Here is a 12500-nt window from a genome sequence, read left to right on the forward strand (position 1 = left end):
GCCTATTTATTTGTTTCAGTAAAACGTAAGGTAACAGGCATGCCTTGTTTCAGTCCCTCATCGGGATCAAGGACAATGATGCGCAGGCGATAAACTAAGTCTGTTCTTAAATCAGGTGTTTCGACATTTTTGGGAGTAAATTCGGCAGTGGGAGAAACAAAACCGATTTTGCCATGATAGGGCTGGTTTTTCCGCCCATCGGTATAAATCAGAACTTCCCGTCCGGCAGTAGCCTGATTGAGATGAGGTTCATCAAGATATGCCCTGATCCAAACGGGATTGGTAAGGGACAGGGTAAAAACCGTGTTGCCGGCCGCCAGCATGGTGCCAGGTTCAATGGCTCTGGTTAAGATCATCCCTGCCGATGGAGAAGTGAGTTGGGTATCTTTCAGGTTGAGTTCCGCCTGTGCTACGCTCGCTTCTGCCTGAATAAGTTGGGCTTTTGCTGCCGCAATTTCTTCTATGCGATAACCCGTCTCGAACTGACGCAATTTATCTTTTGCCGCCTGATAAGCCGCCAGTGCTTGATTGCGCCCAGTTCTGGCATTTTCCAGATCATTATCTGAGATGGTTTTGCTTTGCCACAAGCCTTGCTGGCGTTTCAGGAAGCTATCGGCAAAATGGAATGCAGACTCTTTTTGTTTTACTTCAGCACGTACTTGGGCGATTTCTTCGCTGCGATAACCCGCTTCAGCTTTGGCAAGATTGGCCTTAGCGACATCACGAGCTGCTTTGGCCTGATTCAAGGCATTAATAAAGGGGGTGTCATCAAGGCGACCAAGTGTCTGGTTGACAGTTATGGCATCACCTTCATCCACTTGTAGATCAGCTAGTTTACCGGCAACCCGAAAACTGAGGTTGACAGTCCTGACATCGACATTGCCATACAGGGTTAGCTCCCTGCTATTTTGTCCCTGATAATAGTAGATACCGACAATAGCACTGACAACAACAATGAGCGCCAATAGGGCAAGAGCAAACTTTTTACTGTTCATACCATCCCTTATGCCTTGTTCAATTTATACCCTCTATCTTTCAAGTGGTGGCTTCGCTGGTTATGCCATTGCTTAAGAGCTATTGGGTATGCATTTTTGATTTTTCTCTTAACCCATCAAGCAATAAATTGATGTGTTGAGATAAAACCTGATTGATTAATTCGTATTCTTTGGCACCAATATTGTCCCATCCGGTTTGGCGCAATAGGGCTTCCCTGGCCAGACGGAAAGAAAGGATCTCACCCAATAAAGCATGGGTGTGAATCTGGGTAGAAATTTGGCGCTCATCGGCTCCGATATAACTGGCGATGAGTTTATTCAACCGAGAATAAATTGGAGCCAGTCCTTGTTCATGCATGACACTGTAAGCCTCTGTTGGCGTCAATTGTTCATGGGACATGATTCGGCTGATATTGATACTGCTTTTCTCGAAAATCAGGCGGTTATAGCTCACCATTCCCTGATGAATAAATGCCAATATTGGATCTTTTGGATAGGGTTTCGGTGTCTTCTCAAAAAAATGATCAATAGCTTCAATGAGCGGGGAGAACTCTGCTTGTAGCTTTTCGGCAATATGCTGCACAACGGCGAGGTATAATCCTTCTTTGGAACCGAAATAGTATGCGATAGCTGCGATATTTTGCTGTGCATGTTGGGCAATATTGCGGGTAGTAGCACCATCCAGACCTGATTTGCCAAAAATTTCTATTGCTGCTTCCAGAAGTTGTTGTTTAGCGTGTTCGCCTCGTAATGTCTGGGCCTTCTTTGCTACCATGTCAAAATATTTCCTGTGACAAAGAATTTTCGGGAGTGCCGAAAACTATATCAATCGTATGATTAACTTTAAAACTAAAGTAATTAGATGTAAAGTTGCTACAAATTGTCTTTTTAATAGACACCCATAAAAAATAATCGTCCAGTTTTGGCTCATTTCCCTTGGCTAAAGAGATTTAGTCAATTTTAGACGAATTTATTGCTCTCTTTGGCCTGCGTGGAAAGACATATCTGTTATAATCACGCCCTATTTATATACGGTGCATTGCAGTTTGTGTAGTTTCTTTGCGTTTTACCGCGTCTGTTTTCTTCCCATAAAACTGCCCCTGAATTGGTATCAGGCATGGTGAAGTCTGGAGTATTTCTTATTTATGAATTTTGAGTCACTCGGCTTGAAGGCTGATATTTTGCGTGCCGTTGAAGAACAAGGCTACGTGGAACCTACCCCTATTCAGCAGCAGGCCATTCCTGTTGTGTTATCCGGCAAAGATCTACTGGCCAGTGCCCAGACAGGCACGGGAAAAACCGCAGGATTTACTTTGCCTATCCTGCAACTTTTGGGTGAATCCCCGATTCAGACAAAAGGCCGTCGTCCGGTCAGGGCATTGATTTTAACTCCAACCCGAGAGCTGGCGGCTCAGGTGGGGGAAAATGTACGTAGTTACAGTAAATATCTCAGATTACGTTCATTTGTTGTATTCGGCGGTGTCAGCATTAATCCGCAGATGATGAAACTGCGCGGTGGTGTGGATATTCTGGTAGCAACGCCGGGACGCTTGCTGGATTTGGAGCACCAAAATGCGGTAGATCTTTCTCGCGTAGAGATTCTGGTTTTGGATGAGGCTGATCGCATGTTGGACATGGGCTTTATTCACGATATTCGTCGTGTGTTGAACAAGCTGCCTGCAAAACGCCAAAATTTACTCTTTTCTGCGACATTTTCTGATGAAATTAAAAACCTCGCCAATAAGTTACTGAAAGAGCCAGTAAGCGTAGAAGTGGCTCGACGTAATTCGGCCTCTGAGCAAATTGAACAAGCAATCCATTTTGTAGACAAAAAGCGCAAGGGAGAATTGCTCTCTTATATGATCGGCAGCCAGAACTGGCAACAGGTGTTGGTATTTACGCGTACCAAACATGGTGCAAACCGGCTGGCGGAGCAATTGAATAAAGATGGTGTGACTGCTGCTGCGATCCACGGCAACAAAAGCCAGGGAGCAAGAACCCGTGCGCTGTCTGATTTCAAGACAGGGAAAATTCGCGCGTTGGTGGCAACAGATATTGCTGCCCGTGGACTGGATATTGACCAATTACCCTATGTCGTCAACTATGAGTTGCCAAATGTTGCTGAAGATTATGTGCATCGAATAGGCCGTACTGGGCGGGCAGAAGCTACTGGCCAAGCAATATCGCTGGTGTGTGTCGATGAACACAAACTTCTGAAAGATATTGAGCGCCTATTGAAGCGAGAAATTCCACGTATTGCCATTCAGGGTTATGAACCTGATCCTTCTATCAAAGCTGAGCCTATCCAAAATGGGCGCAATAGCCGTGATAATAATTCTCGTGGTAATAATCCTCGCGGTAATAACCCACATAGAAATGGCAAACCAGGCCATTCCAAACAAAATCGGGTAAATAAAGATCGGGCAATCAAAACTCCACGAGCTTCGGTGGCGGGAGAGTAATCCATGCGCGTTTTGCTGGCTCCGATGGAAGGGGTTTTGGATTCTTTGGTCAGGGAATTGTTGAGTGAAATCAATGACTATGACCTGTGCATTACTGAATTCCTGCGTGTGGTTGACAGCTTACTGCCGGTAAAATCCTTTTACCGGTTGTGCCCTGAACTGCATTATCAGAGCCGTACACCATCGGGAACGCCTGTCAGGCTCCAGCTCCTTGGACAATATCCAGAATGGTTGGCAGAAAATGCTGTCAGGGCGGTTGAGTTGGGATCGTGGGGTGTCGATTTAAACTGTGGTTGTCCGTCCAAGACAGTCAATGGCAGTGGTGGAGGCGCTAGCTTATTAAAAGATCCCGAACTCATTTATCAGGGAGCTAAAGCTATGCGTGATGCCGTGCCTGCACATTTGCCGATAACGGTAAAAGTACGTCTGGGATGGGATTCTGCTTCACGCCAGTTTGAGATTGCTGATGCCGTCCAGCAGGCTGGTGCAACCGAATTGGTTGTGCATGGACGAACCAAAGAAGATGGTTATAAAGCAGAGCGTATCAACTGGGAGGCGATAGGGGAGATCCGGCGTCGCCTTTCCATTCCTGTCATTGCCAATGGTGAAATTTGGGATTGGCAGAGCGCTCAGGAGTGTATCAAAACGACAGAATGTAATGCCGTGATGATAGGTCGTGGCGCCCTGCATGTGCCAAATTTGAGTCGTGTCATTAAATATAACGAACCAAAGATGCCGTGGAGTGGTGTGCTCAAGCTACTGCAAAAATATACTTATCTGGAAAAGCAGGGAGATACGGGGCTTTATCACGTTGCCCGTATCAAGCAATGGCTGGGGTATTTGCGTAAAGAGTATAATGAAGCGGATGAGTTATTTATGCAAATCAGAGTATTAAAAACATCTGCTGAGATCGCCAATACTATCGCCTTCGCCACAGATAAAGACTCACTGCGATATCCTGTCAATTTACAGTCTCAACTTTCTTAACGGTAATTATTTTCCCCAGTGACACATCGCTATATCGCATAATGTTATATAGATAGGGTGCTGTTTGTGTCTCTGGGATATATTAATGAATTTTTATCATTAAATCATATTATGAGAAAATATATTATTAAATAATAATTTGTTGCTATTTTTATTTTTATTTCCATTTGGTTATTTAAGTAATTTAATTGATGTAATATTATTTTTTTAATCTATTCTGGAAAGATTTCAATTCTGGATATAATATTATATATATCTAATGTGAACAATGGAATGTCGCTATTATTTTTTTAAATCGTAATGGAAAAATTAAAAGTTCCTTAAAAGGACAATGAGTTTTTTATTCTTATTTTTCAAAGGGGAATTATAATGAACGCACAACAAGATGATGGTTTTTTGAAGGAAATCACGGGGCTATCCACCTTTACTCTTGCTTTAATTGGTGGGAGTAGGGAAGGCCATCTGTTTGCTAATGGAAATATGCAAATTGGTATCATTATTAATATACAAGCTGTAGCTGCTGATAATGAAGAGGTGGTGACCTTATCTCCTGAACAATTAGATAGTATTGAATTAGTTAATAAAATAACAGACAAAAAATTATCTGGTGAGTGGGAATACAGTTCTGAGGAAAACGATTACCGTCACCAGCTTCCAGGAAGTAGCATAATAAGAGACACAAATTTATCATATGGAAGAGATGCGATCAGCGATGACTCTGAACCTCAGAAAAAAATTTATTGGCTGAAAACAAAAAAAAGTGAAACCATCGAGATAATAGCAAGAGTTACATTGGATGGGAAAACACATGTGTCAGATGATTCTCATCATAAGGGCTCACATCTTGTTGTTACAGGCCATGAACCAATCATTTATCATCCTAATAATCTGGTACCAAAACCAATAAATGAAGAAAAAGTTGCCCATGGCACATATGAAGTTAAACAGACCGTGACTACATATGATGTATTTGGAAAACATTCGAATATTTTGTTTGACTACCCGGAATGGACTCAAAATAATTATTACCTCTTTCCAGATAATGGGTTTAAAGTGCATGATGTTGAGATTCGAAATACCGTAAACGATGAAGATCCCCTTAAGTATAATTACCGAAGATTTACCCATCATACAAGAAGTAACAATCTTTACCTTTGGTTTCTTTGGGGGACGTATAGTGCTAAGAGAACGGCTGGAGCTGCTTATCGGGTCGTAATAGAGGATTCCCCGGATTTAACTAGCAGTAATAAAAGGGAAGCTACCCCACAAGAGGAGATAGTCACAACAACACGCACAGATGTTGTTAGTTTGAGTAGGCTTTATTTCGAAAGCCCTGCAGCTGGTTTTTGGGTTGATAAGGCTGACAACATTCCACAATTCAAATTCCGCGATATCTATGGTAATGAGTCTGTCTTTCTAAAAATTATCATGGACAATGCAGATTCGTTTTACCTACAGGAGGGCTGAATGAGCAAGAATGACATCTTTATGCAAAATGGTTGCTATCTTATGCAATAAAGGCATCAGATTTTACATACAAGCGTCAAAAAGCCAATGTTTATACAAAGTAGAATCCCGCCATGATAGCAACGAAGCAAAACCTAAAGTCCATCGTGTGGATCCTAAATAATGAGTCTGAAATGGCTGCTACTGCTTAAAAAATGAGGATGTTTACTCTAATAATATATTGTTGTCATTGGCTGTAGTGAATTTTCCTTGAGCATCCTCTGATTATGAAATGAGAAATACGTTTTTCCATAAATAAAAAAGAGAGGCGCTAAAATGCCATATGATTTTTTCTCCAATGCCCACAACTTTCAAAGTGCGGCCACAGGCAGCGTTGATCCACGAACCGGTTTGTTTACTTATACCCTGCTGGTTGCCCAGCTAACCGGCAATAATCATCTCGGACCAACCCAGACGATAGCGTTGGCGTATAACCCACTTAATACCGACAACCTAGGGTTTGGTATTGGCTTTTCCTTGGGGCTGACCCAGTATGACAGTTTGCACCGGTTATTAAGTCTCTCCACCGGTGAGCGCTATAAAGTGGATGAATATAAGGACGCTGTCTATCTGAAACAGTATAAGCAGGATATTGTGCGGTTTGAAAAGGACGTAGCCCGGAATGTTTACTGGGTGATCCATAAATCGGGTACGGTTGAAGTGTTGACCGGGCCAAACAATGCCTATCACCTCAAAGTTCCTACACAGATATTTACCCCGCTAGGCCATTCTCTGAAACTAGACTGGATTTATAAGACGGGGACTTTACCCCTTCTTGCTACTGTATCGGACGAAAGGCGGGTGCTGTTAAAAATCGAGTATAAAACGGCTCTCTATACCCGTATTACGGTCTGGCCCGAATCATCGGAATCTTATGATATCCGATTACTCTTTGAGAATGGCAAAGTCACTCAGATTAAAAATAAGACGAGTAACCACACGTTAATCTGGAAGCTGGAATATGACTCAGACAGCGATTTTTTAAACCGGGTTTCATCTCCGACAGGCGCCACTGAATTCGTGGATTACGATTTTGACGGCCATCAGTTTCCCAAAGAGGCAAAATTGCGGTCTTTGCCTTATGTCACCCGGTACACGCAACATACAAAGCAAGGTCCTGAAATCATCAGGCACTATAAATATACCGAAAATAATTTTTTGGGTTATGGGAGTAACGAGAGTTGGAATGATGATGAAGACTATCTTTACGGTGCTTTAAGTAATTACTGGTATGGCTCGACCGAAAGCTGGGACAACGGCACAACGCAACGTCATATTACCCGAAAGTATAATAAATACCATCTATTGGTTTCCGAAACTACGGAGCAAAAGGGGTGCAAGCGGGTACATAAGACCGACTATTATGCCCAAACGGGTTTGTCGTTTGAAAAACAACCCCCGCAGTTCCAGATGCCGAAAAGAGCCAGCGTCAGCTTTAATGATGCATCTGACGTGGAGGTTGTCCAGACCGAATTTGATAAAGCAGGTAACCCGACCATGCAGATTGCCCCAGATGGTACCCGCACTGACTGGATTTATTATCCGGCAGAGGGGGAAGAAGGCACCTGTCCGGCCTCGCCGTATGGCTTTGTGCGTTTTGTCAAATCCAAGACCGTTACACCCGGCAAATCTTCTCCCGAAGGGACTTATGATGATGCGCCGATACATCAGGTGGTTTATCGCTATGATTTATTACCCACACTGGCCGGTGCTCCCGGTACTCATGCTGTAGTCTGCACCTATCAGGGCTGGTATAGCGCCGGCCAGTTGTTGCATGAAAGCCAGACCTGCTATATGAATGATGTGAATTCCCCCGATCATGGGCGTATTCACCGTATTGATGAAACGATATATGCCATATCAGGAAAGGAACTGGCTGCCGGCAAGACATGGACAAGCCAGCAAACCTTCCGCTATACCCTGCAAGGTGAGGCGCTGATAAAAAGCACCGAATGGACAGGGCATGACCAGCTTAGTTTCACGACCCAGGCCACTCAATCACAGGTCAGCGACAAGTTATGGCATGAAGTGGGTGCGCAGGGACAGACTGCCGATTATGCCTATGATGATATCGGGCGTATTTCAAAGTATATCAGTAATGCCCATACTGATTATTGCCAAATGGAGCAGTATGATTATGCCATTGAAGCGATTGGGGCGATGACGACAATGAAAACCGATGTGTGGGGCAATCAGGTGCGTATCCGCTTTAACGGGCAGGGGCATGCTTATCAGCAGGAAATACTGGAAAAGGGGCAGCCCGATCAGGTCTGGCAGTTAATATCTGAAATGGAGCGGGATCGTTGGGGGCGTGTGGTGACTCAAATGTGGCATGACTGGCTGCCTGCGGAAAATGGCACGGACAGTGCACCCCGTGTGGTTCAGGTTTCCTCCCATCAACGCATTGAATATGATGACTGGGGGAAACCTCACCGGATTAGCCGGGATACAGGCGGGAGTGTCCAACACGATTATGATCCGGTGACCCGTACCGCGCGGATCACCCGACAGGCGGAAGGGCTGTCTTTTAGTCACTGTACGGTGAAGTATAATAAACGTCATCAGCCTGTAACAATAACGCTCTATGATAGCCAGGGCAGGCCGTATAGCCAGCAGCACAATCACTGTGATGGCTTGGGACGATTACGGGCCACCATTGACGCATTGGGGCAAAAAACGGAATACACCTACGATTTATTGGGACGGTTGTTGACTATCAGTCACAGTGATGGCACGGTGGTACGAAAATCTTATGCCCCGTTTACGACAGAAAGTTTAGTGACGCAAATTGCGGTTGGCGATAAGGTGCTGGGAACCCGTCAGTTCGACAGCCTGCACCGCCTGATTGCAACCACCAGTGGCGGGCGTACCTACCGTTCTTCCTATCAGGGGAAAAACCCCTATCCCAGCCAGGTCACTGATCCGTTGGGACAAACGACGATGTATACCTATGAACCTTTGCTTGATCACGCCCTGACACAGGTGGAGGCGGGGGAAATACAGCAGCGCTTTACCTATGATCCCAAGACTGGGATGGTGACGGAAGCCAGTGCCGCACAACGGGCTACACATCGTATGGGATATACCGCTTCCGGCCGTTTGCAGCGGGAAACTTTCCATTTTGAGGATGCCAAGGCAGGGGCAGCACGGGAGGCGCATTATACCTATTCCCCTATCGGCCGGCTGACCGCCTATCAGGACGTGACAGGAAAAAAATGTCATGTCAGTTTTGATGAATTTGGCCGTCCGATTGCCACGCAGGATGCTGATATTGACGTGGTATTGACCTATGATGCCGCCAGCCGGGTCAAGCATTGGCGTGTTCACGATAAACAGCATAACCAAACATTAACCACCACGCTCAGTTTTGATGATTTTGAGCGTGAGATCCAACGCCAAATCCAGACAGAAACGGATACGCTGACGCTTGAGCAGACTTATACGGTCACAGGACAAATAGCATCACGCCTGACCCGTTCACAGAGTGCTGGCTTGTTACGCCAGGAAACCTATACGTATGATCCCGCCCGGCGTTGGCTAACAGAATATCACTGTACGGGTTCAGAATGCTCTCGTGATGCTTATGGCTTTAGTATTGCCAGTCAGCGTTTTACTTATGACCCTTTGGGTAACATCCTTACCTGTGTGACGACCCTCAATGATGGAAGCCGTGATACAGCGACATTTACCTACAATCCGTCAGATCCTTGTCAGTTGCATACCATTACCCATACGCACCCAAATTATCCGGCCACGATCACCCTGGTGTATGACGCTGCGGGTCGCCTGATAGAGGATGAGGCTGGCCGGCATTTAACCTATGATGTCCTGGGGCGGCTGATGTCTGTCCGTTTCAGTGACAGCACCAGTACCTACGCTTATGATGCAAGCAACCGACTGGTGCTGCAACAAATGGGGACAGACAAGACCCATGAACTTTATTATCAGGGAACGATGCGCGTGGCCGAAGTCCTGCGCGAAAGTGGCACGACGACGCGGCTGTTACATACCCTGGGGGGACTCGTTGCGACCATTACGGATACCCAGACGAATTTATTGGGCACTGACAGCCATAGTAGTGTGTTGGTGAGCCATAAAAATGATGGTACCCAAACCCGCTATCGTTATTCACCTTATGGGCAGCAGGCTGCAGAGGAGCGTAACCCGGATATTCCGGCTTATAATGGTGAACGGATTGATCCCGTGATGGGAACTTATCATCTGGGTAATGGCTATCGGGCTTATAATCCAGTTTTAATGCGTTTTAATGCGCCTGATAGCCTGAGTCCGTTTGGTGCCGGGGGTCTCAATGCATATGCCTACTGCCTTGGTGACCCCATTAATCGTATTGACCCTACTGGTCATCTCAGTCAGGGTAATTTGTTTGGAATTATTGGCGGAGTCATCGGGCTGGTTGTTGGCTTGGCTATGGCTATTCCCACAGGCGGGGCATCATTGGCTGGCGATGCGGCCATTATTGCGGGACTTGTTGCCGATGTTACGGGGATTGCTAGTGCTGCTACAGAAGACAGTAATCCCCGTGCCTCGGCAACGCTCGGATGGATTTCTCTGGGGTTTGGGGCACTGAGTCTGGGGGCTGGTGCCATTGGCGGTATTGTGACGGGCATGAGGAAAGTAGGTGGGCAGTTGATCGAAAGCTTTAGTCATGGATTGAGTGGAAGAGGAGGGCAGCGTGGCATGAATCTGGCTCTTCGAGGAGAAGTATCAAAACGTATAAGTAGTCGCAGCGATTATGTAATTGCGTTTGGCCGTGCTATGGAGGAGGGGAGGATTATGCCCGTTGAAAACCCTCCAGGGAGTCGTATTAATACTGTAGGACTCGAAACTCAAGGATTATTACCTGCTGAGGGAGAAGTGGAATACTTAAGAAGGGCATGCTTTAGACCAAGAGGAGATAATTCCACTATAGAAATTATTGATAATATCATTCCATTAGGAAATGGAATTGAATATCCGTTAGAGATATCGAGTGAACAATTTGAAGCATTATATCTGCATTTTATTGCAACTGGAATATTAGATGTTCGTAATATACCTGAACGTGTGATTTCCACTGTCAATACACTTCGTTTTATGGTGCAAACTCATATAGTGGGGTTGGAGTTAATGAGTGACAACACTATAAATATAATGGAAAATTTATGGCGCTCAGCCGAATTTTCTCATTTTGATATCAATGACTGGCTGTATCATGTGATGCGACAGTCATTGCCTAGCTTAGAATTCCCATCAAATAATGAAGCCTTTCAATTTTTTAATAATAATTTAATTCCAGATATGAGGAGAGCATTGGCGGGATTCTTAAGTAATATAGCTCAGTTTAACCATTAAGAGTTTAATTTTATTTTATGTTTCATACCAAAACAGGCCGAACTGTGATCGGCCTGTTTTCATCGCTATTTATTCTTTCTAATTATCTATTTTTCTAATGGAAGTGAATCATTGGCTCCCCATTCAGCCCAGGAGCCATCATATAATCCTGCTTCTTTATGACCAATCATATCAAGTCCCAAAACTAAAATAGCGGCTGTCATACCAGAGCCACAACTGGCTATGATGGGTTGGTCTAAATCAATACCTTGCTTGCGGAATATTGTCGTAATTTCTTCTACTGGCTTATAACGCCCATTATCAATCAGGGCTGTCCACGGAACATTTTTAGCACCGGGAAGGTGTCCCATTCTCAAACCTGGACGGGGTTCTGGCACTTTTGCCTGAAAACGATCTTCTGCTCTGGCATCCACAAATTGTACTGCTACATCATTACGGAGAGCATCGAGGATTTGCGCCTGAGAACAGACTTTTTCAGGGGTAAACTGCACATTGAAAACTTCAGATGAGCGGGTCACTTTTCCTGATTCGGTTGGATAACCAGCTTGTTGCCAGCCTTGTAAGCCTCCTTCGAGGATACGGATATGACGGGCACCAAAGATGTTGAATGTCCACCATGCCCGTGGAGCAGAAAACATATTGCCTTGATCGTAAATGACCACCAGATGATTTTCACTGATACCCATTTTACCGACAACCTGACGGAAAGTTTCCGGTTCCGGCAGCATGTGTGGCAGATTGGTTTGTAGATTGGCGACCTTATCAAGATCAAAAAATTGTGCACCCGGAATGTGTTTTTCTAACCAGAGTTGATGATAATCAACGGTTTGGGTGGGCATTGGAGCACTGGCATCAACCACAACGATATTCTCATCATGGCGATGTGCGTTTAACCATTGTGGACTGACAAAATATTCATTTTTCATGAGCTTCCTCATCGGGTGTTACGATACAAACCAACGTATTTATTGTTGCCCTGTTGGCGCATTTTCCTGCTGAGTCTGTTGTGGTGCTTCTATTGGTGTAGTTGAGCGGGTATATATATTCATCCCTGCCAGAAAGATCCCACCAATTGAGCCGATGGAAAATAATATAATGATAATAAGCAGGATTTTTTTCATCTCTGTGTCCAATAAGGTTTTAATAAAAAGAGGATAACAATCATCAAAATCCAAAAGATAGAAAGCCAAAAGTATAT

8 protein-coding genes are annotated in these 12500 nt (G+C 44.8%); 4 read left to right on the plus strand and 4 right to left on the minus strand.

Features of this window, described 5'->3' with window-relative positions; genetic code table 11:
* Positions 1-2: 2 nt before the first annotated feature.
* On the minus strand, positions 3-995 hold the full coding sequence (gene hlyD, locus ACE1SE_RS06240) for a secretion protein HlyD (protein ID WP_374053100.1): 993 nt from the start codon (positions 993-995) through the stop codon (positions 3-5).
* A gap of 79 nt (positions 996-1074) precedes the next feature.
* The gene (locus tag ACE1SE_RS06245) at positions 1075-1770 is read right to left on the minus strand and encodes a transcriptional regulator (protein WP_374053101.1); all 696 of its coding nucleotides are present in this window, start codon (positions 1768-1770) and stop codon (positions 1075-1077) included.
* A gap of 370 nt (positions 1771-2140) precedes the next feature.
* Between ACE1SE_RS06245 and rhlE the strand changes: the two genes are divergently transcribed.
* The 4 genes from rhlE to ACE1SE_RS06265 all read left to right on the plus strand — a co-directional run bounded on the left by rhlE (position 2141) and on the right by ACE1SE_RS06265 (position 11302).
* Positions 2141-3457, plus strand: a complete 1317-nt coding sequence (rhlE, locus tag ACE1SE_RS06250) for an ATP-dependent RNA helicase RhlE (RefSeq protein ID WP_374053102.1) — start codon at positions 2141-2143, stop codon at positions 3455-3457.
* A gap of 3 nt (positions 3458-3460) precedes the next feature.
* On the plus strand, positions 3461-4444 hold the full coding sequence (gene dusC / locus ACE1SE_RS06255) for a tRNA dihydrouridine(16) synthase DusC (RefSeq protein ID WP_374053103.1): 984 nt from the start codon (positions 3461-3463) through the stop codon (positions 4442-4444).
* Positions 4445-4813: 369 nt separating this feature from the next.
* Positions 4814-5911: a hypothetical protein gene (locus tag ACE1SE_RS06260; protein WP_374053104.1), complete on the plus strand. Its 1098-nt coding sequence runs from the start codon at positions 4814-4816 to the stop codon at positions 5909-5911.
* A gap of 315 nt (positions 5912-6226) precedes the next feature.
* Positions 6227-11302, plus strand: a complete 5076-nt coding sequence (locus tag ACE1SE_RS06265) for an RHS repeat domain-containing protein (protein WP_374053105.1) — start codon at positions 6227-6229, stop codon at positions 11300-11302.
* A gap of 86 nt (positions 11303-11388) precedes the next feature.
* Here ACE1SE_RS06265 and sseA read toward each other — a convergent pair whose 3' ends face one another.
* A complete protein-coding gene (gene sseA, locus ACE1SE_RS06270; RefSeq protein ID WP_374053106.1) occupies positions 11389-12228 on the minus strand; it encodes a 3-mercaptopyruvate sulfurtransferase in 840 nt (279 codons plus the stop codon).
* Between the two features lie 39 nt (positions 12229-12267).
* Positions 12268-12423, minus strand: coding sequence for a YohO family small membrane protein (locus ACE1SE_RS06275; RefSeq protein WP_167366712.1), 156 nt, complete (start codon positions 12421-12423; stop codon positions 12268-12270).
* Positions 12424-12500 lie beyond the last annotated feature (77 nt).

It is taken from the genome of Xenorhabdus taiwanensis (assembly GCF_036512875.1).
Taxonomy (GTDB): Bacteria; Pseudomonadota; Gammaproteobacteria; order Enterobacterales; family Enterobacteriaceae; genus Xenorhabdus; species Xenorhabdus taiwanensis.

What these genes read in the sequence shown, in the direction of transcription:
- hlyD (WP_374053100.1), bottom strand. Translation starts at nt 995, where the DNA reads ATGAACAGTAAAAAGTTTGCTCTTGCCCTATTGGCGCTCATTGTTGTT.
- ACE1SE_RS06245 (WP_374053101.1), bottom strand. Translation starts at nt 1,770, where the DNA reads ATGGTAGCAAAGAAGGCCCAGACATTACGAGGCGAACACGCTAAACAA.
- rhlE (WP_374053102.1), top strand. Translation starts at nt 2,141, where the DNA reads ATGAATTTTGAGTCACTCGGCTTGAAGGCTGATATTTTGCGTGCCGTT.
- dusC (WP_374053103.1), top strand. Translation starts at nt 3,461, where the DNA reads ATGCGCGTTTTGCTGGCTCCGATGGAAGGGGTTTTGGATTCTTTGGTC.
- ACE1SE_RS06260 (WP_374053104.1), top strand. Translation starts at nt 4,814, where the DNA reads ATGAACGCACAACAAGATGATGGTTTTTTGAAGGAAATCACGGGGCTA.
- ACE1SE_RS06265 (WP_374053105.1), top strand. Translation starts at nt 6,227, where the DNA reads ATGCCATATGATTTTTTCTCCAATGCCCACAACTTTCAAAGTGCGGCC.
- sseA (WP_374053106.1), bottom strand. Translation starts at nt 12,228, where the DNA reads ATGAAAAATGAATATTTTGTCAGTCCACAATGGTTAAACGCACATCGC.
- ACE1SE_RS06275 (WP_167366712.1), bottom strand. Translation starts at nt 12,423, where the DNA reads ATGAAAAAAATCCTGCTTATTATCATTATATTATTTTCCATCGGCTCA.